Below are 25,437 nucleotides of genomic sequence, written 5' to 3'. Positions count from 1 at the left end.
CGGGAAACTACACCATCAGATCAGATATTTTGTCATGGCCAGAGCCTCGGGAGCGGGAGAGTGGACGCCGCCCCATGGGGCGAACGCGACTCTCCTACCGGCGCCGCATGACAAAGCGGTGGCCGGTTAGACCGGTCCCCCTTGATTTTCGATGAATGGACGAAGGGCCGACTATCATCCACCTCCGTTCGCCCCCCGCCTTCGCGGGGGCAGGCTCTGAGCCTGTCGAAGGGGGCCGTTCCTTTCCTGCCGAACCGCAAGGGAAAGGACGATGCTTCCCCGGACTTGATCGGCGCTTATCGCTTTCGCATCCGTCATCCCGTCATTGCGAGCGAAGCGAAGCAATCCAGAGCGGTTTGCGCGCACTCTGGATTGCTTCGCTCCGCTCGCAATGACGAAGTAAGGAGGCTTACGGATGCCAAGGGTATGATCGCCGACTTGATCCGGGGTCCGCACGAACGGAGGAAAAGTCTTTTGTCCGCCTACTGATCCAAGAAAGAGCGCATCTTCCGCGACCGCGACGGGTGCTTCAGCTTGCGCAGCGCCTTCGCCTCGATCTGGCGGATGCGTTCGCGCGTCACGCTGAACTGCTGGCCGACCTCCTCCAGCGTATGGTCGGTGTTCATGCCGATGCCGAAGCGCATGCGCAGAACCCGCTCTTCGCGCGGCGTGAGCGACGCCAGAACGCGCGTCACCGTTTCCTTGAGGTTCGACTGCACCGCGGCATCGACCGGGATCACGGCATTCTTATCCTCGATGAAATCGCCGAGGTGGCTATCCTCCTCGTCGCCGATCGGCGTTTCCAGGCTGATCGGCTCCTTGGCGATCTTCATCACCTTGCGGACCTTTTCCAGCGGCATCGACAGGCGCTCGGCCATTTCCTCCGGCGTCGGCTCGCGGCCGCTCTCGTGCAGGAATTGACGGCTGCACCGCACCAGCTTGTTGATCGTCTCGATCATGTGAACCGGGATGCGGATCGTGCGCGCCTGATCGGCGATCGAGCGGGTGATCGCCTGGCGAATCCACCAGGTCGCATAGGTGCTGAACTTGTAGCCGCGGCGATATTCGAACTTGTCGACCGCCTTCATCAGGCCGATGTTGCCTTCCTGGATCAGGTCGAGGAACTGCAGCCCGCGGTTGGTGTATTTCTTGGCGATCGAGATGACGAGGCGCAGATTCGCCTCGACCATTTCCTTCTTGGCGATGCGCGCCTCGCGTTCGCCCTTCTGGACCATGTTCACGACGCGGCGGAATTCGATCAGGCTCATGCCCGCGGCCTGCGCGATCTCGCTGATCTCGACGCGGATGCGGTCGACCGGCGTCGCCTCATTCTCGGCGAAGGCGGCCCATTTCTTGTCGATCTTGCCGACCTCGTCGAGCCAGTTCTCTTCGAGTTCGCGGCCGACATAATGGTCGAGGAACGACTTGCGCGGAACCTTGTGGCGCTCGGCGAGGCGCAGCATCTGGCCGCCCAGCGCGGTCAGGCGCCGATTGTAGCTATAGAGCTGGTCGACCAGATATTCGATCTTGGTGCCGTGGAACTGCACGCTCTCGACCAGCGCGGTCAGTTCCTCGCGCAGCTTGTGATATTTCCTTTCCGACCCCGCGGGGAATTCCTCGCCGGCAGTCGACAGCGCCTCGAGCCGCGCGTCCTGCAGCTTCTGGAACGCCTTGAAGCTCTTGGTGATCGCCGCGAATTTCTCGAGCGCGTCGGGCTTCAGCAACTCCTCCATCGCCGCGAGGCTCAGCGTATTGTCTTCCTCGTCCTCCTCGAAGCTTTCGCGCTTCTTGGCCGAACCGCCTTCTTCGTCGTCGGAGTCGGCCTCGGGTTCTTCCTCGACCTCGTCCTCGTCCTTGAACGAAACGCCGGCATTCTTCTCGCTGATCTCGCCGTCGTCCTCTTCCTCGTCCTCCAGGCTTTCGGGCGCCGGGTCCTTGGTCAGCATCGCCTCGAGATCCAGGATCTCGCGAAGCTGCATGTCGCCGTTGTTGAGCGCGTTCGACCATTCGATGATCGCGTTGAAGGTCAGCGGGCTCTCGCACAGGCCCAGGATCATCGTGTCGCGCCCCGCCTCGATGCGCTTGGCGATCGCGATCTCGCCCTCGCGGCTCAGCAGCTCGACCGCGCCCATCTCGCGCAGATACATGCGCACCGGGTCGTCGGTGCGGTCGACCGTTTCCTTCTTCTTCTCGATCGCGGGGTTGGAGACCGATCCGGTGCCGGCGCTGACGTCGACCTCGTCCTCGGCCTCCTGCTCGGCTTCCTCCTGCACATCCTCGTCGCTCTCGACGATGTTGATGCCCATGTCGGAAATCGCGGACATGATGTCCTCGATCTGCTCGGACGACATCTGGTCCTGCGGCAGCGCCTCGTTCAGCTCGTCATAGGTCAGATAGCCGCGCTTCTTGCCGCGCGCGATCAGCTTTTTGACGTCGGCTTCGTTGAGGTCGATCAGCGGAGCGTCGGTCTCTGCGGTAGTCTTGGTGGCCATCTTTTCTTCCTGCCTAAAGGGGCATCAACTGGGTCGTCATCCCTGGCTGCTGTCGCTGAGCGCAGCCAGGCGGCGGGTCAGATCCTCGTCCATCGCGCGCAGCTTTTGCTGTCGCGCCAGGCCTTCTTCGTCCATCGTGCGCTGGAAATCCGCGGTCGCCTCGGCCAGCCGGGCACGGATTTCGGGCTGGGTGACCAGCACGCCGATATATTCGTCGAGGTCGCGAAGCGCGGTTTCCCGCGCCGCGGCGGCCCCTTCGCCGTCTTCCAGCCGTCGATTGAACGAGAAGTGCATTCCGTCGGCTCTGAGCAGCGTCGTCGCCCTATTATACACTTTCATCGGCTCCAATATGGCAAGCAACCCCTCGGTATCAAGCCCTTCCTGACCATTTGCGATGTCAAGCATCGCGCCCAGCAGCTCGGCGTCGCCGGAATCGGGAATCGCGAGCCGCGCCAGCGCCTCCTCGTTGCGGCGGATCGCCTGCGGGTGGCGCAGCAATCCGCCGATCAGCGCGGCGGCAAGCGGGGCCGCGATTCCGGCCTGGCCGATGGAACGCGTTTCCTCGCCCGGAGGTTGCAATCGCGGGTCGGGACCGAAGCGTCGGCCGCCCCGCTGCTGCGGCGCCCAGGGGACGCGCGGGCCGCGCTCGGGCCGCGCCCGCGTGAAGAGCGCGTCGAGCCGCTCGCGGAACGCTTCGCGATAATGGTGGCGGACGTCGGCATCCTCGATCGCGTCGGCGTGGGTCAGCAGCCGCGTCTTGAGCGCCGCGCGCTCCTCGGGCGTCGCCAGCGGCCCGGCCGCGACCTCGTGCGCCCACAGCCGCTCGACCAGCGGCTGCGCATCGTCCAGGATCGCCGTGAAGCCGTCGGCGCCCTTCGCGCGGACCAGATCGTCGGGGTCCTGCCCCGCGGGCAGCGTCGCAAAGGCAAGGCTGAAGCCGGGGCGGAGCAGCGGCAGCGCGCGCGCCGCGGCGCGCATCGCCGCCTTCTGACCCGCCGCGTCGCCGTCGAAGCAGAGGATGGGCACCGGCACCATCCGCCAGAGCATGCCGAGCTGGTTCTCGGTCAGCGCGGTGCCGAGCGGCGCCACCGCATCGGCGATCCCCGCCTCGGCGAGCGCGATTGCGTCCATATAGCCCTCGACGACGACGATCCGGCCCGTCTGCCTCGACGCGGGGCTCGCCTTGTCGAGGTTGAAGAGGGTGCGCCCCTTGTCGAACAACGGCGTGTCGGGCGAGTTCAGATATTTGGGCTCGCCGTCACCGAGGATGCGCCCCCCGAAGGCGATGATCCGCCCGCGCGCATCGCGGATCGGGATCATCAACCGGCCGCGGAAGCGGTCGTAAGGCTCCTTGTCCTCGACCGAAATCAGCATCCCCGATTCGACGAGCATCGCGGTCGGGAATGTCTTGAGAGCCTCTTTCAGCGCGCTGCGGCTGTCGGGCGCGAGGCCGAAGCCGAAGGCGCGCCGCGTCGCCTCCGAAATCCCGCGCTTCGTCAGATAATCGCGCGCCGGGGCGCCGTTCGAACTGTCGAGCTGCTGCGCGAACCAGTCGGCGGCCGCCTGCGTCACGTCGCGCAGGCTCGCCTGCGCCTCGGCCTTCTTGGCGGCGCGCGGGTCGAGGGCAGGAACCTCCATCCCCGCCTCGGCGGCAAGCTCCTTGACCGCGTCCATGAACGACAGGCCGCGCTGGTCGGTCATCCAGCGGATCGCATCGCCATGCGCCGAACAGCCGAAACAGTGATAGAAGCCCTTTTCGTCGTTGATCGTGAAGCTGGGCGTCTTCTCGTTATGGAACGGACAGCACGCCTTATACTCGCGCCCGGCGCGGGTGATCTTCACCGTCCGCCCGATCAGGGTCGACAGCGTGACGCGCGATCGCAGTTCGTCCAGCCATTGGGGGGAGAGGGCCATCAGTTCCCCTCCCGCTTGCGGGAGGGGTTAGGGGAGGGCATGTCCGCGAGCACGCGCTCGATCTCGCTCACGACTCCCTCGATCCGTTCCAACACATCATTGTTCCAGAACCGGATCACCCGATACCCTCGTGCTTCCAGATAGGCCGTGCGCGCTTCGTCCTTCGCTACATCAACGGCGTGCTGCCCGCCATCGACTTCGATGACGAGCCTAGCGCTGCGCGAAACGAAGTCGCAAATGAAGGAGCCGATAGGGAATTGGCGATTGAAGCGGACGCCTGCAACCTTTCGGGCGCTGATCTGCTGCCAAAGCTTTCGTTCGGCGTCGGTTGCATTCAGTCGGAGTTCGCGAGAGCGCGCGGTCGGTCGTTTGTAGCCCTTGTCCAACAGGCCCTCCCCCGACCCCTCCCGCAAGCGGGAGGGGAGATGTGCGCCCAATCACCCAACCGGTTCCCCTCCCGCTTACGGGAGGGGTTAGGGGAGGGCCTGTTTCAGGAGAGCGCCGCCTTCACCCACCCGCTCGCCTTGCTCATGTCGAGCTCGGACCCGTGCCGCTCCTTCACCGCCGCCATCACGCGGCCCATGTCCTTGAGGCTGCTCGCGCCCAGTTCCGCGACGATCGCCGCGATCGCGGCCTTCGCTTCGTCCTCGCTCAATTGCGCGGGCAGGAAATCCTCGATCACCGCGACCTCGGCGGCTTCGATATCGGCGAGTTCCTGACGGCCGCCCTGTTCGTACATCGTGATCGATTCGCGCCGCTGCTTGACCATCTTTTGCAGAACGTCGACGACGAGCCCATCGTCGTCGGCCGGCGCGGTGCCGGTCCTCAGTTCGATGTCGCGGTCCTTGATCTTGGCCAGCATCAGCCGGATCGTGCCCAAACGCGCCTTGTCGCCCGCTTTCATCGCGGCAACCTGCGCAGCCTTGATGTCATCGCGAATCATGCGTGTCCCCATGCGCTGCCATTTCGGAAAGGAGCACCTTTAGCGGGAAGATTCATAATCCGATAGCTTGTGAATCACTTTTTTGCTCCCTAGTTGGTCGGCCGTTTAGCCTTCCGACCGGAGCATGCTCGATGGCCCCCGCCACACCCAAAGCCACGCCTGAAACCCCATCCGCCCCGGTGCCCGCGGGCGCCACCGGCGTCCTTGTCCTCGCCGACGGGACGGTGATCTGGGGACAGGGCTATGGCGCGACCGGCTCGGGGGTCGGCGAGATCTGCTTCAACACCGCGATGACCGGCTATCAGGAAATCCTGACCGACCCCAGCTATGCGGGGCAGATCGTCACCTTCACCTTTCCCCATATCGGCAATGTCGGCGCGAACCCGGAGGATATGGAGCGCGGCGTCCACGGCGCGCTCGGCTGTATCACGCGCGAATTGCCGACGCGGCCCAGCAACTTCCGCAGCGTCCAGACGCTGCCCGAATGGATGGCCGGGCAGGGCGTGATCGGGCTGGCGGGGATCGACACCCGCGCGCTGACCCGCCGCATCCGCGACGCTGGCGCGCCGAACGGGGTGATCGCGCACGACCCGGACGGGCGGTTCGACATCGACGAACTGCTCGCCATGGCGCGGGGCTGGCCGGGGCTGGAGGGGCTGGATCTCGCGAAGGAGGTCAGCCGGACGGACACGGGCGATTGGGACGCGGGGACGTGGATGCTGGGCGAGGGCTACCAGTCCCCCTCCCGCTTGCGGGAGGGGCTAGGGGAGGGCATGTCAACCTCCACCTCGACCGAAACAAGCCCTCCCTCGACCCCTCCCGCAAGCGGGAGGGGAGATGATCGCCCCCATGTCGTCGCGATCGACTATGGCGCGAAGGACAATATCTTCCGCAACCTCGTGAAGGCCGGCGCGCGCGTCACCGTGGTGCCCGCGACCGCGAGCCTCGACGAGGTGCTGGGGCACCAGCCCGACGGCGTGTTCCTATCGAACGGCCCCGGCGACCCCGCCGCGACCGGCGCTTACGCCGTGCCGGTCATCAAGGGCCTGCTCGACCGCGACGTTCCGCTGTTCGGCATCTGCCTCGGCCACCAGATGCTGGGCATCGCCGTCGGCGCGAAGACGATCAAGATGCACCAGGGCCATCGCGGCGCCAACCACCCGGTGCAGCGGGCCGAAGACGGCGTGGTCGAGATCACCAGCATGAACCACGGCTTCGCGGTCGACGCCGCGACGCTCCCCGCGGGCGTGGTCGAAACGCACAAGAGCCTGTTCGACGGATCGAATTGCGGCATCAGCGTCACGGGCAAGCAGGCGTTCAGCGTGCAATACCACCCCGAGGCAAGCCCGGGGCCGCAGGACAGCTTCTATCTGTTCGAGAAGTTTGTGGGTGGGTTGAAGTGACCACGAGCGAAATCTTGACCCTGATAGCGGTGATCGTCGGTCCGATTGTGGCCGTGGTGATCACTCTCTGGGTGGACGGTCGGCGTAGGGACCGAGAGCAGAAGATAATTGTGTTAAGATTGCTTCTCGCTACTCGCCATATTCCCGCGGACCCCAGTTTCTTGACTGCGATTAATCTGATTCCTGTCGAGTTCAATGCACGACGAGACGTGATGCAGGCCTACAATGAGTTTATTGAGGCAACAAGACAGCGCGCTGATGGCGTCAACGATGATGTGATTCAGCTCAATTCTTCAACCAAGCTAACTCGTCTTGTTTTCGAAGTTGCTCGCTCGCTCCGATTTAAGCTTCGGGAAACAGACATACAAACCTCTGCGTATGCGTCAGACGGGTGGCGCATACGTGACAACCTCGCTCAAGACTCGCAGCAAGCGATGAGGGACATTGCAAACATTCTTTGGCTCCAAACGCGGCTCCTAGCTGGCGAAACCTGGGAACAAATTCAGGCCAACAAAAAAGGCGCGCCGACCGCTGAGATCGACAGCGAAGCGGCTAAAACAGAAGAAAAATAATATGCCCAAAAGAACCGACCTAAAATCCATCCTCGTCATCGGCGCCGGCCCGATCGTCATCGGTCAGGCGTGCGAGTTCGACTATTCGGGAACGCAGGCGATCAAGGCGTTGAAGGAAGAGGGCTATCGCATCGTCCTCGTCAACTCCAACCCGGCGACGATCATGACCGATCCCGACCTCGCCGACGCCACCTATGTCGAGCCGATCACCCCAGAGATCGTCGCGAAGATCATCGAGAGGGAGCGCCCCGACGCGGTGCTGCCGACGATGGGCGGGCAGACCGCGCTCAACACCGCGCTCGCCCTGTTCAACGACGGCACGCTGACCAAATATGGCGTCGAGATGATCGGCGCCGATGCCGAGGCGATCGACAAGGCCGAGGACCGGCAGAAATTCCGCGACGCGATGGACAAGATCGGGCTCGAAAGCGCGCGCTCGGGCGTCGCGCACACGCTCGACGAGGCGATGGCGGTGCTCGACCGCACCGGCCTGCCCGCGATCATCCGTCCCAGCTTCACGCTCGGCGGCACCGGCGGCGGCATCGCCTATAACCGCGAGGAGTTCGAGCATATCGTCCGCGGCGGCCTGATCGCCTCGCCCACCACCGAAGTCCTGATCGAGGAATCTCTCCTCGGCTGGAAGGAGTTCGAGATGGAGGTGGTGCGCGACCGCAAGGACAATTGCATCATCATCTGTTCGATCGAGAATGTCGATCCGATGGGCGTGCATACCGGCGACAGCATCACCGTCGCCCCCGCGCTGACGCTGACCGACAAGGAATATCAGATCATGCGCAACGCCAGCATTGCGGTGCTGCGCGAAATCGGCGTCGAAACAGGCGGTTCCAACGTGCAGTTCGCGGTCAATCCGAAGGACGGCCGCCTGATCGTGATCGAGATGAACCCGCGCGTGTCGCGCTCGTCGGCGCTCGCGTCGAAGGCGACGGGCTTCCCGATCGCCAAGGTCGCGGCCAAGCTCGCGGTCGGCTATACGCTCGATGAAATCATGAACGACATCACCGGCGTGACCCCGGCGTCGTTCGAGCCGACCATCGACTATGTGGTGACCAAGATCCCGCGCTTCGCCTTCGAAAAGTTCAAGGGCGCCGAGGCGACGCTGTCGACCGCGATGAAATCGGTTGGCGAGGTGATGGCGATCGGCCGCACCATCCACGAAAGCCTGCAAAAGGCGCTGCGCGGCCTCGAAACGGGGCTCAGCGGCTTCAACATGGTCGACCGGCTGGTCGGCGCGAGCCATGAGGTGCTGAAGAGCGAACTGGCGAAGCCGACCCCCGACCGGCTGCTCGTCGCGGCGCAGGCGATCCGCGAGGGGCTGGAGCTTGCCGAGATCAACCGCATCGCGGGCTATGACCTGTGGTTCCTCGACCGCATCGCGGAGATCGTCGCGGCCGAGGAGGATGTGTGCCGCAACGGCCTGCCGCGCGATGCCGAAGGATTGCGCCGGCTGAAGGCGATGGGCTTTTCGGACAAGCGGCTCGCCTATCTGGCGCTGCAATCGGCGAACCTCCAGCCCGGCGCCCAGCGCGCGACCGCGCGTGGCAGCGGCCTGATCCACGACACCATCAACGCCATGACCGGCGGCGTCACCGAGGCCGAGGTGCGCAAGCTTCGCCATCGGCTCGGCGTGCGGCCGGTGTTCAAGACCATCGACACCTGCGCCGCCGAATTCCAGGCGCAGACCCCCTATCTCTATTCGACCTACGAAGCGCCGACCTTCGGCGCGCCCGAGGATGAGGCGAACCCGTCCGACCGCAAGAAGATCGTCATCCTCGGCGGCGGGCCGAACCGGATCGGGCAGGGGATCGAGTTCGACTATTGCTGCTGCCACGCCTGCTTCGCGCTCGCCGACGCGGGCTATGAAACGATCATGGTCAACTGCAATCCCGAAACGGTGTCGACCGACTACGACACCTCGGATCGCCTCTATTTCGAACCGCTCACGGCCGAGGACGTGCTCGAAATCCTCCACGTCGAGCAGTCGAAGGGCACCCTCGTCGGGGTGATCGTCCAGTTCGGCGGCCAGACCCCGCTCAAGCTTGCGCAGGCGCTGGAAGAGGCGGGAATCCCGATCCTCGGCACCTCGCCCGACGCGATCGACCTCGCCGAGGATCGCGAACGCTTCGCGGCGCTCGTCAACAGACTCGGCCTCAAGCAGCCCGAGAACGGCATCGCGCGCAGCCGCGAGGAAGCGGTCGCGGTCGCGGCGCGCATCGGTTACCCGGTACTGACGCGCCCCTCCTATGTCCTCGGCGGCAGGGCGATGGAGATCGTCGACGACCAGGCGCAGCTCGAAAATTACATCGAGACCGCGGTGCAGGTGTCGGGCGACTCGCCGGTGCTGATCGACCGCTATCTGCGCGACGCGATCGAGGTCGATGTCGATGCCTTGTGCGACGGAAGCGACGTGGTCGTTGCCGGCGTGCTTCAGCATATCGAGGAAGCCGGGGTCCATTCGGGCGACAGCGCCTGCTCGATCCCGCCCTACAGCCTGTCGGCTGCCATCGTCGCCGAGATCGAGCGCCAGGCCGCCGCGCTGGCGCGCGCGCTCGACGTGCGGGGCCTCATGAACATCCAGTTCGCGGTGCAGGGCGACGAGGTCTATCTGATCGAGGTCAACCCGCGCGCCAGCCGCACCGTGCCCTTCGTCGCGAAAGCGGTCGGCTCGCCGATCGCCAAGATCGCGGCGCGGGTGATGGCCGGCGAGCGCCTCGCCGACCTGCCGAAAATCAATCGCGATATCGACCATGTCGCGGTCAAGGAGGCGGTCTTCCCCTTCGCGCGCTTCCCCGGCACCGATCCGGTGCTCAGCCCCGAGATGAAGTCCACCGGCGAAGTCATGGGAATCGATGGCGATTTCAACCTGGCTTTCGCCAAGGCGCAGCTCGGCGCGGGCGACCGGTTGCCGACCGACGGGCGGCTGTTCGTGTCGGTCAAGGACAGCGACAAGCCGCGCATCCTGGGCGCGGTGCGCCAGCTTGCCGACTGGGGGTGGCAGGTGATCGCGACCGGCGGTACCGCCGACTATCTGGCGGGCGAGGGCATCGCGGTCGAGCGCGTCAACAAGGTCGCCGAGGGGCGCCCCCATATCGTCGACCGGATCAAGGACGGCGACGTCCAGCTCATCTTCAACACCACCGAAGGGTGGCAGAGCCTGCAGGATTCGCAGTCGATCCGCGCCTCGGCGCTCGCGGGCGACATCGCCTATTACACCACCGCGGCGGGGAGCGATGCCGCGACCCATGCCATCGGTGCGTTGCGCGCGCGCAGTCTTGAAGTGAAGCCGCTTCAGGACTATTATTGAGGGACCGCTCCATCTCCCCACATCGACGGAAACAGCGGCTCGGCCGCCCGGCGCTCACCCGCCGAGGCGGAATTTTTTACGAAGGACGACAGGATAATGGCAAGCGTTGAAAAGGTGCCGATGCTGGCAGAAGGCTATGAAAAGCTGAGCACGCAGCTCGCCGCGCTCAAGGCCGAGCGGCCGCAGATCGTCGACGCGATCGAGGAAGCGCGCGCCCACGGCGACCTCTCGGAAAATGCCGAATATCACGCCGCCAAGGAACGTCAGGGTCAGGTCGAGGCGTCCATCGGCGACCTCGAGGATCGCCTGTCGCGCGCGCAGGTCATCGACCCGACGACGCTGTCGGGCGACCGCATCGTGTTCGGCGCGACCGTCACCCTCGCCGACGAGGACGACAAGCCGGTCAAATATCAGATCGTCGGCCAGGCCGAGGCCGACGCCAAGATCGGCAAGATCAGCTACAATTCGCCGCTGGGCCGCGCGCTGATCGGCCGCAAGGTCGACGACGAGATCGAGGTGACCGTGCCCGCCGGCGACAAATATTATCTGGTGACCAAGATCGAATTCGTCTGACGGACGGCGCGCGCGCGATGAAACCCCAGGCCGCGCCGCTGGTCACCGGCTATGCGGTCGCCTGCGTGCTCGTCTTCGTGCTGCTGGCGATCGCCGGGCTTCAGCTCGACGCGATCGTCCGCGCGGGCTTCATCCCGGCGCGTTCGGGCACCGAACTGATCCTGCCGCCGGGGACGTTCGTGCCCTTCGCGCTGACCCCGCTGACCGCGGCTTTCCTGCACGGCGGAGTGCTCCATCTGGTCTTCAACCTGGTCATCCTCCTCTATATCGGGCGCCAGCTCGAAGGCCCGCTGGGCAGCCGGGCGATGGCCGTGCTGCTGCTTGTCGGCGCCTATGCGGGCGCGCTCGCGCACTGGCTCGCCGACCCGCAATCCCATGTGCCGATGATCGGTGCCAGCGGCGCGATCTCGGCGCTGCTCGCGGTGTTCGCGCTGATCTTCAGCCGGTCGCAGGCTCCCGCCATCGGCCCGATCCCCAGTCATTGGGTGCGCGCGCTATGGCTCGCGGCGGCGTGGATCGGCATCCAGTTGCTGATCGGCTTCGCGGGCGGCGCCGGCTTCGGCGCCATCGCCATATGGGCGCATGTCGGCGGCTTCGTCGCCGGCCTGATCCTCGCCCGCCCCCTGTTGCGCTGGCGTTTCGGGGGGCGCTGAGCCCCCGTTAGAGGTCGCCCAGCAACCCGCCCGCCAGCAGCATGGTGACGCGCACGTCGATGCCGCAGCCTTCGGCGCGCTTCGCGGCGACGAAGTCGGCAACTTCGGCGATCGGCACGCGGTGGACGATGATGTCCTCGCCCCCGACCCCGCCGCCGGGGCCGACCTTGGTCAGGCCCGTCGCCACGAGCAAAGTGAAGCTTTCGCTGACCATTCCCGGCGAAGAGAAGAATTCGCCGACCGTGCGCCAGTGGGTAGCCTGATACCCGGTCTCCTCTTCCAGCTCACGTTGCGCGGCACTTTCGGCAACTTCCGCGACTCCTTCGTCCCCGACCAGCCCCGCCGGCAGCTCCAGGCAATGGCGCTTCAGCGGCACGCGATATTGCTCGACCAGGATCACATGGCGCCCATCCGCCGCCTCCTCGATCGCGAGGATCACCGCGGCATGGATGCCGCGCGCGCGCGACACATATTCCCACGTCCCCTGCTGCTGTACGGTGATGTAACGGCCTTCCCACCGCGTTTCGATGGGGGCGTCGGGGGCAGGGCGGGTCATGGTCAGATCTCGATCAGCCGGTCGGGCAATTCGTTCGGATTCTCATCGCGTTTCGGGACATGCTCGGCCAGCACGACGCCCATGCGCTTGACCGCCTCGGCCATGCCGGCGCCGGGCTCGCCGGCGCGGATGCGTTCGATCAGCGCCGCCATCGCCTCGCCCCACACCGCGGGCGCGACCTTCGCGGCGATCGCCTCGTCGGCGACGATGTCGGCGCGGTGCTCGCGCAGGCTGACATAGAGGAGGACGCCGGTGCGCCCGACAGTCTTCGCCTCGGTGCCGACCTTGAACAGGCCGATCGCGCGGGCGCGCACCCGCTGCGCCTTGATCGCCCGCGGCGTCAGCGCGAGCCGCAGCGGCCGCCACAGCAGGATCAGCCATATGCCGATCCATTTGAGGACGCCGACCGCGATCACCGTCCCCAGCCATTGATTGGCGGTCAGATCGTGCCCCCAGCCGCCGGTCAGCCGGTCGTAGAGCCCCTGATAGAAATCGGGAAAAAGCGCGATCACCGACATGGCGACAAAGGCGACGACGCTGGCCCAGACGAGCGCGACATCGTCATAATCGTTCGATTGCGCGGCGATGACGGTGACGATCTCGCCGTCGGTGTCGCGCTCGGCCGCGGCGACCGCCGCGGTCACGAGGTCGTGATCGGCTTCGCTGACATGGTTGATCTTGGTGAGGGCCATGCTGTCGTCTCCCTACCAGCCGCCCGACGCGCCGCCGCCGCCGAAGCTGCCGCCGCCGCCCGAAAAGCCACCGAAGCCGCCGCCACCGCCGCCGCCCCAGCTTCCGCCGCCCCATGACGAGCCGCCGCCACCGCCCCAGTCGTTGTCGCCCCAGATGATGATCGGGGGCGCGCCCCACGGCCGATGCCGGCGATGCCGCTTGCCGCGGCGGCCGAGGCCGGAGAGCATCGGCAGGATGAAGAAGAAAAAGACGATGAAGCCGACGAAGAAAAGCCCGCCGATATCGCCGTCGTCGGCGCGGTCGCGCGCTTCGGCAGCCGCCGCCTGGACGCGCGCGGCAGCCTCCTCGGGCGGAAGCTGGATCTGCTCGGCGATCGCGTCGACGCCGGCCTGGATGCCGCCCGGATAATCGTCGGCCTTGAATTTCGGCGTGACCACATCGCGGATGATCCGGCCCGACAGCGCGTCGGTCAGGATCGGTTCGAGCCCATAGCCGACCGAGATGTTCATCCGCCGATCATTGGGTGCGATCAGGAAGACGACGCCGTCGTTTGCCTCTTTCCCGCCAATCCCCCAGGCGCGGCCGAGCCGGTAGCCGTAATCGCCGACATCATGGCCTTCGAGGCTGGCGACGGTCGCGACGACGAGCTGGTGTCCGCTCGCCTTTTCGAGCTGTTCGAGCTGGGCGGTCAGGCTCGCTTCCTCGGCCGGCGGGATGATATCCGCCTGATCGACGACGCGTCCGGTCAGCTCGGGAAAGCTCTGCGCGGCGGCGGGGGAGGCGACAAGCGCCATTCCGAGCGCCCAGCCGAGCAGCAGCGACTTCATGGTGTTTCTCCCGTCTGCGCCGCAATGGCCTCGATCCCCTCGGAGAGGCCGCCGGCATAATCGCCTTTCGCGAAATGGGGTGTCATCTGCTGAACGATCTCCAGCGTCTTGTCGTCGGGCAGTATGTTTTCCATGCCGCTTCCCGTTGCGATCCCCATCTGCCGCTCCTTGGGCGCGATCAGGATCAGGACGCCATCGTCCCGATCCTTGTCCCCGATGCCCCACCGGTTGCCGAGGCAGGTGCCGAAATTGTCGACCCGGACGCCGTTCAGGCCCGGCGTCGTCGCCACGACCATCTGGTGCCGCGTCGCCTGTTCATAGCGGGCGAGGCGGTCGGACAAGCGGGCTTCCGCAGCCGGATCGAGCACATCGGCGGCGTCGGTGACCCGGCCCGCCAGCGCCAGCGGCGGAACGCCGTCGCAGGCCGCGCTCTCGCGCGCGGCCTCGGCCTTGCAGCCGCCCGCGGCCAGCAGGATCGCGAGCGGCGCCGCAAGAAGGGCGCGGCGCACCCTATTGCCCGAAGTCGACTTTCGGCGCCTCATTGGCGTTGGGGCTCACCGCGCGATAGGGCGTCATCGGCTTCGCGCCGTGGACGATCTTGGCGCCGATGATGTCGGGGAAGGTGCGGATCGTCGTGTTATAATCCTGCACCGCGGTATTGTAATCCTGGATCGACACGTTGATCCGGTTCTCGGTCCCTTCGAGCTGGGTCATCAGGTCGGCGAAGCGTCCCTGGCTCTTGAGGTCGGGATAGCGTTCGACGGTGACGAGCAGGCGGCCGAGCGCGCTCGAGACATTGCCCTGCGCCTGCTGGAACGCCTGGACCTTCGCGGGGTCTTCGAGATCGTCGGTCGACAGCTTGACCTGCGTTGCCGAGGCACGGGCCTGGATCACGCCTTCCAGCGTCGACTGCTCGATCTGGGCGGCGCCCTTCGCGGTCTCGACCAGATTGGGGATCAGGTCGGCGCGCCGCTGATAGGCGGCCTCGACATTGGCCCATTTCGCCTTGGCGGCTTCCTCCTTGGTCGGGACGCTGTTGATGCCGCAGGCGGACAGGCTCATCGCGGCGACCGGCACGATCATCCAGCGGGCGGAACGAAAGCTCATGGGTCAATCTCCCTCCGGCGGCGTTTTGCCGCAACAATACACATAATAGGAAGCCGCTTGCCTTTGCGCAATCGTCGCGGCAGTTTCGCCGCGCAGAAGCTTTTTCCGGGGAGCAGCAACATGTTGAGCGAATTCAGGGAATTTATCGCCAAGGGCAATGTCATGGATCTGGCGGTCGGCGTCATCATCGGCGGCGCCTTCGCGACCATCACCGGGTCGCTGACCGAGGATCTGATCATGCCCTTCGTCGGCTGGCTGTTCGGCGGGGTCGATTTCTCCAGCAAGTTCATCCTGCTCGGCAGCGTGCCCGACGGCATCGCCGCGACCGATTATGCGAAGCTGAAGGAAGCGGGCGTCGCGATGATCGGCTATGGCGCCTTCATTACCGCGGTGATCAATTTCCTGATCCTCGCTTTCATCATCTTTCTGCTGGTCAAATGGGTGAACAAGGTCATGCGCCGTGGCCCCGACGCGCCTGCTGGCCCGACCGAGGTCGATCTGCTCACCGAAATCCGCGACGAATTGCGAAAGAAATAAGGGGCTTGAACCCTTTTCGGGACGAAATGCCCGCCTGCGCCCTTTCCAAGCGCGGGCGGGTTTCCTATATCGGGGGTGCCGGTTTCGGCCGGCTATGAGGATAAATGGTGTCGTGGAATAGACACAGCGGACCCGGGGGCAGTACCCGGCGGCTCCACCACAAACCCGCGCGCTTTTGAAGGGGTGCGCGGGTTTCTGACGGGGCCGAACCAGGATCGACGTGTGTTCAAAGACGATATTTTCTTCCGGGCTGAGTAACCCGTTAAAGGCTCAAAACCAATAGGTGCTAACGATAACGAAGCACTCGCTCTGGCTGCCTAACCGATAAGCCTCACGGCCTAAGGTTAGACAAATAGAACGCGGTTCGGACCGAACCGGGCAACAGAATCGGATACCAGCGGCTGGGGACGAGCCGGGCAACAGAATCGTCCCACCTTTCCTGATTTCTTTCCCGGCTTTCTGACGTCGCGTCATGTGCGAGGGGCGGATTTGCTGCGTTGCGGCAAAGGCTTCCACATCCTGTCATGGAAATGCCGCGAACGCGTCACGCATCGGTCATCCGCGCGACGCCACCCTGTCACCGACTCCCCCTAGCGAGCCCGCCATCGACACTCTCAAGGGGGCTTTTCATGACCAAAGGATTCGGCGTCGCACGCGGGCTGGCATTGCTGCTGGCCGGCACATCTTTCGTGTCGATCGCCCAGGCGGGCGAGGTCGCCGGCAGCGTCGCCGACGCGTCGGGCACGCGCGCGCTGCAGGCGGCGAGCGTCCGCCTGATCGAACTGGGCCGCGTCGCCACGACCGGCCGCGACGGCAGCTTCAGCTTCGGCAACGTGCCGGCGGGCACCTATACGCTCGAGACCCGCTATGTCGGCGCCGATCCCGTGCGCCAGAGCGTCGAGGTGCCCGAGACTGGGCGCATCACGGTGAATGTTGCGCTGTCGGGCGCCGACGGCGGCGACATCCTCGTCATCGGTCAGGCCGCCAACCAGTCGAGCGCCCTGTCGCGCCAGCGCGCCGCGGACGGCGTCTCGTCGGTGCTGACGCGCGACGCGATCGGTCAGTTCCCCGACCAGAATGTCGCCGAATCGCTGCGCCGCCTGCCGGGCGTCAACATCCTCAACGACCAGGGCGAAGGCCGCTTCGTGTCGGTGCGCGGGCTCGACCCCGAACTCAACGCCACGTCAGTCAACGGCGTGCGCCTGCCGGCGCCCGAAAGCGATGTCCGTTCTGTCGCGCTCGACGTGATTTCGAGCGACAGCATCGAATCGATCGAGGTCAAGAAATCGCTGACCCCCGACATGGACGCCGACACGATCGGCGCGTCGATCGAGATCAACACGACCAGCGCCTTCGAGCGCCGCAAGAATCTGCTGACCGCGAAGATCGAGGGCAGCTACAACGACTATTCGGAAAAGCTGACCCCCAAGGGCAGCATCGACTTCTCGCAGCGCCTGTCGGACGGCTTCGGCGTGTCGGGCGGCATCTCCTATTATCAGCGCAAGTTCGAGACCGATAATATCGAGTCGGACGGATGGAGCGACGACGGCCTGATCTTCCCCGAAGAGGTCAACTATCGCGACTATGACGTCGAGCGGAAGCGCTTCTCGGCCAATCTCAACTTCGATTTCCGTGTCGGCGATACGACCAAGCTCTACGCGCGCGGTATATACAGCCAGTTCGACGACCATGAATATCGCCGCGAGACCAGCTTCAAGCTGGAAGATGCGGGCGAGATTACAGGAAACGGAACCGATATCGTCTTCAGCGATGCCGATGGCGAACTGCAGGCCCAGCGTTCGCTCAAGGACCGCTTCGAACGGCAGCGCATCCGTAGCATCGTGCTCGGCGGCGAGACCGAAACGGACGGCTGGCACGCGCAATATTCGGTCAGCTTCGCCAAGTCGACGGAGCGCGAGAGCGGCTCGATCGACCCCGCGAACTTCGAACGGAAGTTCGAGGACGAAGGGCTGCTGCTCGGCCTGAACTTCGCCGACATGCGGCGGCCGCTCTATACGGTGGACGGCGACGCCGATGCGGTCGAAGCCTTCTTCGATCCGTCCGAATATGAACTCGACAGCGTTCAGGTGACCGCGCTGTCGGACTCGCGCGACAAGGAATGGTCCGCGAAGTTCGACCTCGCCCGCGAATTCGCGATGACCGGCGGCACCTTCACCGTCCAGGCGGGCGCGAAGGGGCGCTGGCGCGACAAGAGCTACGACCTCGAAACCCGATATTGGGAGATGGACGGCCTGACGATGGCCGATCTGGCCGGCAACCAGACCTATCGTATCACCGACATGTCGCCGGTGCTGGGCAAGAAGAGGGTGCGCGATTTCTTCGACGCCAATCGCGATGCCTTCGAACTCAACGCGTTCGACACGCTGTTCGATTCGGCGGTCGAGGATTATGCGGTGAGCGAGGATGTCGCCGCGGGCTATCTGCTCGGCCGCTGGGACAGCGACACGCTGCGCGTGATCGGCGGCGTGCGCTATGAGCATACGAAGAACGACATCCGCGCCAACACCGTCACCGTCGTGACCGAGGGCGGCGAATTGCCCGACGGAACCGAGGCCGAGGACGACACGCTGCTGCCCCCCGTGGCCAACCAGTTCAAGCGCAGCTACGGCGACTGGCTGCCGAGCCTGACGCTCCGCTGGGAACCGCAGCAGAATCTCGTGCTGCGCGCCGCGGGCTACAAGAGCCTGGTCCGCCCCAAGCTGTCGAAGCTCGCGCCCCGGTTCAGCATCGAACAGAATGAAGACGGCGAACGCGAGGGCGAATTCGGCAACCCCGACCTCAAGCCCTATGAGGCGTGGAATTTCGACGCGGGGGTCGAATATTATCTGCCGAACAACGGCGCGCTGTCGGCGGGTCTGTTCTACAAGGACGTGAAGAATTTCATCGTCGACACCAACCGCGAAGATCCGGGCGAATATCTGGGCATCGCCTATGACGAGGCGACCGTTCCGATCAACGGCGACAGCGCCAGGATCTGGGGCCTCGAACTGAGCTATACCCAGGCGCTGCGCTTCCTGCCGTCGCCGCTCGACGGTTTGCTCGTCCAGACCAACTATACCTATACCGACGCGACCGGCGACGTGCCGATCGACGGCGACATCACCAATCTGCGCAAGATCAACTTACCGGCCGCCTCGAAACATACTTTCAACGCGGTGCTCGGATATGAAAAAGGTCCGGTCTCGCTGCGCCTCGCCGGCACCTATCGCTCGAAATATCTCGACGAACTCGGCGATGAGGCGCCCGAAGACCGGATGATCGACAACCACTTCCAGCTCGACCTCTCTGCGAAATATGACGTTACGAAGCAGGTCCAGCTTTTCTACGAGTGGATTAACATCAACAACGCCAAATATTTCGCCTACAACAATGTCGGAGCCCGTCAGAATCTCCTTCAGTTCGAGGAGTATAATTGGACGATGAAGTTCGGCGCGCGCGTGAAATTCTGATCGCTCCCCTCCCGAGTGCGCTAACGACGGCCGCCGCAGTCCCTTGCGGCGGCCGTTTTCCTGTCGGAGTCGGGGACTTCCCCTAATAGGCGGGCGGGTCGCTCGCGGGGAAGGATTCGTCGCTTGCCTGGTCGACCTCGTCCCAGCGCCGCCGTGCCGGATCGCGCATGCCATGGGGCCCGGCCGAGCGGGTCTGGTCGAAATTCTCGGGATCGGTCTCGCGCTCGGCAAAGGCGGCGGCGTGGCCTGCCGACCGCCTGCCGTTGCGGCGCCGGCGCCATAGCGCGAACAGGCCCGCGCCCGCGGTCAGCGTCGCGGCAAGCGCCGGAAGGATCGGAAAGGGGCGGGGACGTTGCGGCATGATCGTTCCTCTCGAGGCTTCAACGACGCGGCCCTGCGCCGGTTCCCCACCGGCGTTGCGCCGCGCGCCGAAAAGGCGGTAAGGCGGCGACGCAGGAGGAGGAACCCGCTTGGCCCATCGCCCGATCATGCCGTTTTTTGCCGCGCTCGTCATCCTCGGAAGCGTCGCGGCGTGTGGCGACCCCGACGATGGCGCGAAGGTGGCGGCGACGAACGGCAAGCGCCAGTGCGCGCGGATCGCCGACACGCCGGTCCGGCTCGCCGGCGGCACCTTCCTGATGGGCGAGGACGACGTCTATGCCGAGGAAGGCCCGGTGCGCGAGACGCGCGTGCGCGGCTTCTGGATCGACCCGCATGAAGTGACCAACCGCCAGTTCGCGGCCTTCGCCCAGGCGACGGGCTATGTCACGGTTGCCGAAAAGCCGGTCGACCCCAAACAGTTCCAGGTTCCCGCCGACCAGATTCCGCCCGACATGCTGAAACCCGGATCGGCGGTGTTCACTCCGCCCGATTTCCCGTCGAACAGTTATAGCGACTGGTGGAAATATGTCCCCGGCGCGAACTGGAAGAAGCCTTATGGTCCCTCCGGCCCCGGACCGGTGCCCGACGAACCGGTCGTCCATCTCGCCTGGGACGATATGGTCGCCTACGCCGAATGGCGCGGCGGGCGGCTGCCGACCGAGGCCGAATGGGAATATGCGGCGAGCGCCGGCCAGCCGTCGCGCAACGTCCAGCCCGCCGAGGCGAATAGCTGGCAGGGCGCCTTTCCCAACTACAATGCCGAGACCGACGGCTTCAAGGGCGTCGCGCCGGTCGGCTGCTACAAGCCCAATGCCAACGGCCTCTATGACATGGTCGGCAATGTGTGGGAGGTGACGTCCGATTACTTCCGCCCCGGCCACGATCCTGCCGACACCGACAACCCCGCGGGCCCTGACGAAAATCACGCCTATGATCCCTTCAACCCCGGCATGCCCTCGCGCACCGTGAAGGGGGGCAGCTATTTATGCGCGCCCAATTATTGCCAGCGTTACCGCCCTGCATCGCGGCAAGGCCGCGATCCCGGCATGGGGACGAGCAACGTCGGCTTCCGGCTGGTTTATGACAAGGAACCGGGGGAGGCGCGCCTCTAACCTGATCCCTCTTTCCGTTCGTGTCGAGCGAAGTCGAGACGCCGTGAGGTCGCGCGCCACCGATAGGTGTCTCGACTTCGCTCGACACGAACGGAATTGGGCGGATATGTTTTAGGGATTGTAGGGATTCAGGTTTCGGGGACCCTATAAACGGTAAAAGCGAGTGTCCCCGCGAAGGCGGGGACCAGAGCGGCCTTGCGCCAACCCGCCCTGGGTCCCCGTCTTCAGCCTTTGGCTGAAGTTTATCCTGAGCGCCCGCCCTGCGGGCAGTCGAAGGGCGGGGACACACGGCTTTTCAACACCGGTCGGGATTCCTCAAGATGAATCTCCGCCGGCTCCTAACGCGCAATGCTGTGACGAACAGCGGTCGCCGGGCAGGGGAGGCGCGGAATATCCCGGCCCACCCGTTGACACCGGTTACCATAAGGGCTAGCCCAAAGTCATTATCCCAGAAACGAAGCGAGGATGACGATGTTCGCCAAGACTTTTCACGCCACCCATCCCGACATGATGGAGGATGTATCGAACGATGATCTGCGCGCGCGCTATCTGGTGTCGGGAATGTTCGAGGACGGGCGGATCAACCTCAACTATTCGCACAACGAGCGCTTCGTGATCGGCGGCGCGGTGCCGAAGGGCGGGATGCTGACGCTTCCCGAGCAGAGCGAGCCCGCGTCGGCTGCGGGGCATCCCTTCCTCGAACGGCGTGAGATGGCGGCGGTCAACATCGGCACCGACGGCGCGATCACCGTCGACGGCCAGCGCTTCGCGATGAAGAACAAGGAATGCCTCTATATCCCGATGGGGTCGAAGACGGTGACCTTCGAGGGCGACGGCGCGCGCTTCTATCTCGCCTCACTGCCGGCGCACAAGGTTTGCCCGATCAAGCATGTCACCCTCGACCAGGCGAACCCGCTCGCGCGCGGCGACCTCGCCAATTCGAACCAGCGCACCATCTATCAGCTTGTCATCCCCGGCGTGTGCGAGAGCGCGCAGCTCCTGCTCGGGCTGACGGTGCTCGAGGAAGGCAGCGTGTGGAACACCATGCCCCCGCACCTCCACGACCGGCGCAGCGAGATCTATCTCTATTTCGACCTGCCCGAAGAGAATGACCGCATCTTCCATTATATGGGCGAGCCGGATTCGATGCGGCACATCGTGATCGCGAACGAGGAGGCGGTGATCAGCCCGCCCTGGTCGATCCACATGGGATCGGGAACGAAGAAATATGCCTTCATCTGGGCGATGGGCGGAGAGAATCTCGACTATACCGACATGAACGTTCTCGACATCTGCCAGCTCAAGTGATGGTCGGCATGTTCGATCTTTCGGGCAAGGTCGCGCTGGTCACCGGCGCCAATACGGGCATTGGGCAGGGGATCGCGCTCGCGCTCGCCGAAGCCGGAGCCGATATCGCCGCCGCGGGTCGCTCGCCTGCGACCGAGACGGTCGAGAAGGCACGCGCGCTCGGCCGCAAGGCGGAGAATTTCGGCGCCGACCTGTCGAACGTCGCGGCGGTGCAGCCGCTCGTCGATGCGGTGCTTGGCCAATTCGGCCGCATCGACATCCTCGTCAACAATGCCGGCATCATCCGCCGCGCCGATGCGGTCGACTTCACCGAGGCCGATTGGGACGCGGTGATGGACACCAATTTGAAGACGCTCTTCTTCCTCTGCCAGGCGGTCGGCAAGCATATGATCGCGCGCGGTTCGGGCAAGATCATCAACATCGCCTCGATGCTGACCTTTCAGGGCGGTATCCGCGTGCCGAGCTATACCGCGTCGAAATCGGGGGTGGGCGGCCTGACCAAGCTGCTCGCCAACGAATGGGCGGCGAAGGGGGTGCAGGTCAATGCGATCGCGCCGGGCTATATCGCGACGAACAACACCGCCGCGCTGCAGGCGGACGCGACGCGCAATCGCCAGATCGTCGAGCGCATCCCGGCGGGGCGCTGGGGCGATCCCGCCGATATCGGCGGCGCGGCGGTCTTCCTCGCCTCAAAGGCTTCGGATTATGTTCAGGGTCATATCCTCGCGGTCGACGGCGGCTGGCTCGCGCGCTAACGAAGAGGTGCCTCAAAATTTCCGTTCGCCCTGAGCTTGTCGAAGGGCTGTCCTTATCTTGAATGGCCGGAAGGAAGAAAGAACGGTGCTTCGACCAGCTCAGCACGAACGGATTTGGGGAGGGACGCTGCGATGACCGGCCGTCTCGTCTTTTTCGGCGAATTGCTGATCCGCCTGACCGCGCCGGGCAATGAACTGCTGATGCAGTCGCCATCGCTGGCGCTGCATGTCGGCGGGGCAGAGGCCAATGTCGCGGTGGGGCTTGCGCATCTCGGCCATGATTGCGCGATGGCCAGCCGGGTTCCGGGCAATGCGCTGGGTCGCGGCGCGGTGGCGGCGGTGCGCGGCGCCGGCGTCGACTGCGCCGCAGTCTCGACCGGACCGGGTCGCATGGGCCTCTATTTCCTCAGCGTCGGTGCCGGACTGCGCGCGTCGGAGATCGTCTACGACCGCGCGGGGTCGAGCTTCGCGGCGACTGGGTCGGGGGATTATGACTGGGACGCGCTGCTGACCGGTGCGCGCCTGCTCCACCTGTCGGGCATCACGCCGGCGCTCGGGCCGCGCTCGGCCGACGCGACGCTTGCCGCAGCGCGCGCGGCGAAGCGACTCGGGGTGCCGATCAGCTTCGACGGCAATTACCGCGCGATGCTGTGGGAGGCGTGGGACAGCGACCCGCGCGCGATCCTTTCCGAGCTGATCGGGACCGCCGATATCCTCTTCGGCAACCACCGCGACCTGTCGCTGGTGCTTGGCCGCGACTTTTCGGGCGACGGCGCCGGTCGGCGGCGCGAGGCGGCGGAGGCGGGTTTCGCGGCCTTCCCTGATCTGAGGCTCATCGCCTCGACGGCGCGGCACACGGTCACCGCCGACCACCACCGCATCGCGGCGCGCGTCGACCTGCGGGATGGATCGCACCAGACCGACGAGGTCGACGTGACCGGCATCGTCGACCGCATCGGCGCTGGCGACGCCTTCGCCGCGGGGGTGCTCCACGCGCATCTGTCGGGCGGTGACGCGCGCGCGCTGGCCGAGACCGGCCTCGCGCTCACCTGTCTCAAGCATTCGCTGCCGGGCGATGCCAGCCGCTTCGGACAGGCCGACATCGACGCCTTCCACGGCGGCGGGCTCGATGTCCGCCGCTGACGGGATCGGCCGCCGGGCCGTTCTGGGCGCGGGTGCCTGGATCGGCCTCGGCGGCTTCACTTTCGGCGCGGGCGATGCGGCCGACGGCGTTACAACGCCCGACGGTTTCTACCGGAGCCGGGAAAATGTGCTGGTCGCCCATCCGCTGCGCTCCTTTCCGGGAATCCGCTATGGCCGGGCCGACCGCTTCCGGGCGCCGGTTCCGGTCCGCAGGGCCGAGCAGCAGGCCGGCGGTTTCGGTCCTGCCTGTCCGCAGCGCGGCGACCGCTACCGGCCGCAATCCGAGGATTGCCTGTTCCTCAATGTCTGGACGCCCGACCCAGAGGTGGCGGACAAGAAGCCGGTCATGGTCTATTTCCACGGCGGCGCCTATTCGACCGGCAGCGTCACCGACCCCATCAACGATGGCTCCCGCCTCGCGACGCGCGGCGATGTCGTCGTGGTCACCGTCAACCACCGGCTGGGCGCGCTTGGCTATCTCTATCTCGCGCGGCTCGATCCGCGCTTCCCCGATAGCGGCAATGCGGGGCAGCTCGACCTGATCGTCGCGCTCCAATGGATCCAGCGCAACATCGCGGCCTTCGGGGGCGATCCGGGCAATGTCACCCTCTTCGGGCAGTCGGGCGGCGGCGCGAAGATCGCGACGCTGATGGCAATGCCCGAGGCGAAGGGCCTGTTCCACAAGGCGATCACGATGAGCGGGCAGCAGGTCACCGCCTCGGGTCCGCTCAACGCCACCAAACGTGCCGAGGCGTTTCTCGCGCAGCTCGGCCCGGGCGTCGATCCCGCGACCGCGCCGGTCGAGCCGTTGATCGCGGCGCTCTCCGCGACCGACCCGATCCTCGGCGGCGGCGTCTATATGGGGCCGGTGCTCGACATGGCGCATCTGATGCGTCACCCCTTCTGGCCCGACGCCGCGCCGCAGTCGCTCGGCATCCCGATGATGCTCGGCAATGCGGTGATGGAAACGCGCGCCTTCTACGCGTCCGACAGCCGGCAGCTTGCCGGGCTGGACTTCGGCAATCTCGCCGCACGGATCGCGCCCGAGATGCGGATCGACATCCATTCCGAATGGGTCGTGGCGCAGTTCCGCGCGCGCTATCCCGACGCCGCGCCGCTCGAACTCTTCCACCGCATCGTCACCGCGGCGCGAAGCTGGCGCGGGCAGGTCGAGGAGGCCGAGGCGCGGGCGAAGGCGGGGGCGCCCGCCTTCGTCTATCAGCTCGATTTCGAGGCTGCGAAGCACACCGACGATATCGGCCTCAGCTTCGGCACCATCCCCGACCCGACGCCCGCGCAGCAAGCGATGAGCGATGTCATGATGGACGCTTTCGTCCGCTTCGCGCGCACCGGCGATCCAGGCTGGGCGGCCTATGATCTCGCGAAGCGGCAAACGATGATTTTCGATGCCGAGAGTCGCGCCGAGAATGATCCGCGTCGCTGGGAGCGTGAGCTGTTCGCGCGGGTGCCCTATATTCAGCCGGGGACGTAGACGAATCTGCGTCCGTACCTCTCCTCCCCCTTGATGGGGGAGGCAGCGAGACTTGCGAACTTGTTCGCTAGTCGCAGCGGTGGGGGTGCGGTGTCGGCCTTTGGCGACGGTGCGATGACGCACTCTCACCCCCATCCAACTTCGCCTAATCGCTTCGCGATAAGGCTCCATATCCTTCCCCCAT

At 65.4% G+C, this 25,437-nt stretch carries 22 protein-coding genes and 1 other RNA gene; 13 read left to right on the top strand and 10 right to left on the bottom strand.

The features are described 5' to 3' along the window. Positions 1-482 precede the first annotated feature (482 nt). The 4 genes from rpoD to FHR21_RS17095 all read right to left on the bottom strand — a co-directional run bounded on the left by rpoD (position 483) and on the right by FHR21_RS17095 (position 5,349). The gene (rpoD, locus tag FHR21_RS17110; protein WP_184100521.1) at positions 483-2,492 is read right to left on the bottom strand and encodes an RNA polymerase sigma factor RpoD; all 2,010 of its coding nucleotides are present in this window, start codon (positions 2,490-2,492) and stop codon (positions 483-485) included. A gap of 36 nt (positions 2,493-2,528) precedes the next feature. Further along, on the bottom strand, positions 2,529-4,406 hold the full coding sequence (gene dnaG / locus FHR21_RS17105) for a DNA primase (RefSeq protein ID WP_184100519.1): 1,878 nt from the start codon (positions 4,404-4,406) through the stop codon (positions 2,529-2,531). Then, positions 4,406-4,792: an endonuclease domain-containing protein gene (locus FHR21_RS17100; RefSeq protein WP_184100517.1), complete on the bottom strand. Its 387-nt coding sequence runs from the start codon at positions 4,790-4,792 to the stop codon at positions 4,406-4,408. The genes dnaG and FHR21_RS17100 overlap by 1 nt, the downstream gene beginning before the upstream one ends. Before the next feature lie 104 nt (positions 4,793-4,896). Continuing rightward, positions 4,897-5,349: a GatB/YqeY domain-containing protein gene (locus FHR21_RS17095; protein WP_184100515.1), complete on the bottom strand. Its 453-nt coding sequence runs from the start codon at positions 5,347-5,349 to the stop codon at positions 4,897-4,899. A gap of 131 nt (positions 5,350-5,480) precedes the next feature. On the opposite strand from FHR21_RS17095, the gene carA reads away from it, so the two are divergent. From carA to FHR21_RS17070, 5 genes are all read left to right on the top strand, one after another. Further along, entirely contained in the window at positions 5,481-6,752 is a 1,272-nt protein-coding gene (gene carA / locus FHR21_RS17090; protein WP_184100513.1) for a glutamine-hydrolyzing carbamoyl-phosphate synthase small subunit, read from the top strand. Beyond that, positions 6,749-7,324 (top strand): DUF6680 family protein, encoded by a 576-nt coding sequence (locus FHR21_RS17085; RefSeq protein WP_338113198.1) that lies wholly within the window; start codon positions 6,749-6,751, stop codon positions 7,322-7,324. Before carA ends, FHR21_RS17085 begins: the two co-directional genes overlap by 4 nt. A gap of 1 nt (position 7,325) precedes the next feature. Beyond that, entirely contained in the window at positions 7,326-10,646 is a 3,321-nt protein-coding gene (gene carB / locus FHR21_RS17080; RefSeq protein ID WP_184100509.1) for a carbamoyl-phosphate synthase large subunit, read from the top strand. 96 nt (positions 10,647-10,742) lie between these two features. Continuing rightward, a complete protein-coding gene (gene greA, locus FHR21_RS17075) occupies positions 10,743-11,219 on the top strand; it encodes a transcription elongation factor GreA (RefSeq protein ID WP_184100507.1) in 477 nt (158 codons plus the stop codon). A 17-nt stretch (positions 11,220-11,236) separates the two neighbouring features. Further along, positions 11,237-11,872 (top strand): rhomboid family intramembrane serine protease, encoded by a 636-nt coding sequence (locus FHR21_RS17070; protein ID WP_184100505.1) that lies wholly within the window; start codon positions 11,237-11,239, stop codon positions 11,870-11,872. Positions 11,873-11,879: 7 nt separating this feature from the next. Here FHR21_RS17070 and FHR21_RS17065 read toward each other — a convergent pair whose 3' ends face one another. From FHR21_RS17065 to FHR21_RS17045, 5 genes are read right to left on the bottom strand one after another with little or no spacing between them, the layout of a single operon-like run. Continuing rightward, the gene (locus FHR21_RS17065) at positions 11,880-12,428 is read right to left on the bottom strand and encodes an NUDIX hydrolase (RefSeq protein ID WP_184100503.1); all 549 of its coding nucleotides are present in this window, start codon (positions 12,426-12,428) and stop codon (positions 11,880-11,882) included. A 2-nt stretch (positions 12,429-12,430) separates the two neighbouring features. After that, positions 12,431-13,120 (bottom strand): TPM domain-containing protein, encoded by a 690-nt coding sequence (locus FHR21_RS17060; protein ID WP_184100501.1) that lies wholly within the window; start codon positions 13,118-13,120, stop codon positions 12,431-12,433. 12 nt (positions 13,121-13,132) lie between these two features. Continuing rightward, the gene (locus FHR21_RS17055) at positions 13,133-13,948 is read right to left on the bottom strand and encodes a TPM domain-containing protein (protein ID WP_184100498.1); all 816 of its coding nucleotides are present in this window, start codon (positions 13,946-13,948) and stop codon (positions 13,133-13,135) included. Then, positions 13,945-14,457, bottom strand: coding sequence for a TPM domain-containing protein (locus tag FHR21_RS17050; RefSeq protein WP_184100496.1), 513 nt, complete (start codon positions 14,455-14,457; stop codon positions 13,945-13,947). The genes FHR21_RS17055 and FHR21_RS17050 overlap by 4 nt, the downstream gene beginning before the upstream one ends. 1 nt (position 14,458) lies before the next feature. Continuing rightward, positions 14,459-15,055 carry a LemA family protein gene (locus FHR21_RS17045; RefSeq protein ID WP_184100494.1) on the bottom strand — a complete coding sequence of 199 codons (597 nt, stop codon included), beginning with the start codon at positions 15,053-15,055 and terminating at the stop codon, positions 14,459-14,461. A 120-nt stretch (positions 15,056-15,175) separates the two neighbouring features. Between FHR21_RS17045 and mscL the strand changes: the two genes are divergently transcribed. The 3 genes from mscL (at position 15,176) to FHR21_RS17030 (ending at position 19,062) form a co-directional block, all read left to right on the top strand. Continuing rightward, positions 15,176-15,592, top strand: coding sequence for a large conductance mechanosensitive channel protein MscL (gene mscL / locus FHR21_RS17040; protein ID WP_184100492.1), 417 nt, complete (start codon positions 15,176-15,178; stop codon positions 15,590-15,592). 38 nt (positions 15,593-15,630) lie between these two features. Continuing rightward, positions 15,631-15,988, top strand: a transfer-messenger RNA (tmRNA) gene (ssrA, locus tag FHR21_RS17035). Between the two features lie 233 nt (positions 15,989-16,221). Next, the gene (locus FHR21_RS17030; RefSeq protein WP_184100490.1) at positions 16,222-19,062 is read left to right on the top strand and encodes a TonB-dependent receptor; all 2,841 of its coding nucleotides are present in this window, start codon (positions 16,222-16,224) and stop codon (positions 19,060-19,062) included. Between the two features lie 82 nt (positions 19,063-19,144). Here the strand turns inward: FHR21_RS17030 and FHR21_RS17025 are convergent, their stop codons facing one another. Then, complete coding sequence (locus tag FHR21_RS17025; RefSeq protein WP_184100584.1) at positions 19,145-19,423, bottom strand: hypothetical protein; 279 nt, start codon at positions 19,421-19,423, stop codon at positions 19,145-19,147. Positions 19,424-19,532: 109 nt separating this feature from the next. Between FHR21_RS17025 and FHR21_RS17020 the strand changes: the two genes are divergently transcribed. From FHR21_RS17020 to FHR21_RS17000, 5 genes are all read left to right on the top strand, one after another. Continuing rightward, on the top strand, positions 19,533-20,555 hold the full coding sequence (locus FHR21_RS17020) for a formylglycine-generating enzyme family protein (protein ID WP_246427292.1): 1,023 nt from the start codon (positions 19,533-19,535) through the stop codon (positions 20,553-20,555). Positions 20,556-21,026: 471 nt separating this feature from the next. Next, positions 21,027-21,863 (top strand): 5-dehydro-4-deoxy-D-glucuronate isomerase, encoded by an 837-nt coding sequence (gene kduI, locus FHR21_RS17015; RefSeq protein ID WP_184100572.1) that lies wholly within the window; start codon positions 21,027-21,029, stop codon positions 21,861-21,863. After that, a complete protein-coding gene (gene kduD, locus FHR21_RS17010; RefSeq protein WP_184100488.1) occupies positions 21,863-22,618 on the top strand; it encodes a 2-dehydro-3-deoxy-D-gluconate 5-dehydrogenase KduD in 756 nt (251 codons plus the stop codon). Before kduI ends, kduD begins: the two co-directional genes overlap by 1 nt. A 132-nt stretch (positions 22,619-22,750) precedes the next feature. Beyond that, positions 22,751-23,761 (top strand): sugar kinase, encoded by a 1,011-nt coding sequence (locus FHR21_RS17005; RefSeq protein WP_184100486.1) that lies wholly within the window; start codon positions 22,751-22,753, stop codon positions 23,759-23,761. After that, positions 23,748-25,253, top strand: coding sequence for a carboxylesterase/lipase family protein (locus tag FHR21_RS17000; protein WP_184100485.1), 1,506 nt, complete (start codon positions 23,748-23,750; stop codon positions 25,251-25,253). The genes FHR21_RS17005 and FHR21_RS17000 overlap by 14 nt, the downstream gene beginning before the upstream one ends. Positions 25,254-25,437: the final 184 nt, after the last annotated feature.

Source organism: Sphingopyxis panaciterrulae (assembly GCF_014199295.1).
GTDB lineage: Bacteria > Pseudomonadota > Alphaproteobacteria > Sphingomonadales > Sphingomonadaceae > Sphingopyxis > Sphingopyxis panaciterrulae.
The sequence above is the reverse complement of the archived record's forward strand: the minus strand, read 5'-3'. Positions and strand labels throughout refer to the sequence as shown.

Bases quoted from the DNA above. Each gene is read 5' to 3' on its own strand.
- rpoD (WP_184100521.1), bottom strand. From the start codon at position 2,492: ATGGCCACCAAGACTACCGCAGAGACCGACGCTCCGCTGATCGACCTC.
- dnaG (WP_184100519.1), bottom strand. From the start codon at position 4,406: ATGGCCCTCTCCCCCCAATGGCTGGACGAACTGCGATCGCGCGTCACG.
- FHR21_RS17095 (WP_184100515.1), bottom strand. From the start codon at position 5,349: ATGATTCGCGATGACATCAAGGCTGCGCAGGTTGCCGCGATGAAAGCG.
- carA (WP_184100513.1), top strand. From the start codon at position 5,481: ATGGCCCCCGCCACACCCAAAGCCACGCCTGAAACCCCATCCGCCCCG.
- carB (WP_184100509.1), top strand. From the start codon at position 7,326: ATGCCCAAAAGAACCGACCTAAAATCCATCCTCGTCATCGGCGCCGGC.
- greA (WP_184100507.1), top strand. From the start codon at position 10,743: ATGGCAAGCGTTGAAAAGGTGCCGATGCTGGCAGAAGGCTATGAAAAG.
- FHR21_RS17070 (WP_184100505.1), top strand. From the start codon at position 11,237: ATGAAACCCCAGGCCGCGCCGCTGGTCACCGGCTATGCGGTCGCCTGC.
- FHR21_RS17065 (WP_184100503.1), bottom strand. From the start codon at position 12,428: ATGACCCGCCCTGCCCCCGACGCCCCCATCGAAACGCGGTGGGAAGGC.
- FHR21_RS17060 (WP_184100501.1), bottom strand. From the start codon at position 13,120: ATGGCCCTCACCAAGATCAACCATGTCAGCGAAGCCGATCACGACCTC.
- FHR21_RS17055 (WP_184100498.1), bottom strand. From the start codon at position 13,948: ATGAAGTCGCTGCTGCTCGGCTGGGCGCTCGGAATGGCGCTTGTCGCC.
- FHR21_RS17045 (WP_184100494.1), bottom strand. From the start codon at position 15,055: ATGAGCTTTCGTTCCGCCCGCTGGATGATCGTGCCGGTCGCCGCGATG.
- mscL (WP_184100492.1), top strand. From the start codon at position 15,176: ATGTTGAGCGAATTCAGGGAATTTATCGCCAAGGGCAATGTCATGGAT.
- FHR21_RS17030 (WP_184100490.1), top strand. From the start codon at position 16,222: ATGACCAAAGGATTCGGCGTCGCACGCGGGCTGGCATTGCTGCTGGCC.
- FHR21_RS17025 (WP_184100584.1), bottom strand. From the start codon at position 19,423: ATGCCGCAACGTCCCCGCCCCTTTCCGATCCTTCCGGCGCTTGCCGCG.
- kduI (WP_184100572.1), top strand. From the start codon at position 21,027: ATGTTCGCCAAGACTTTTCACGCCACCCATCCCGACATGATGGAGGAT.
- kduD (WP_184100488.1), top strand. From the start codon at position 21,863: ATGGTCGGCATGTTCGATCTTTCGGGCAAGGTCGCGCTGGTCACCGGC.
- FHR21_RS17005 (WP_184100486.1), top strand. From the start codon at position 22,751: ATGACCGGCCGTCTCGTCTTTTTCGGCGAATTGCTGATCCGCCTGACC.
- FHR21_RS17000 (WP_184100485.1), top strand. From the start codon at position 23,748: ATGTCCGCCGCTGACGGGATCGGCCGCCGGGCCGTTCTGGGCGCGGGT.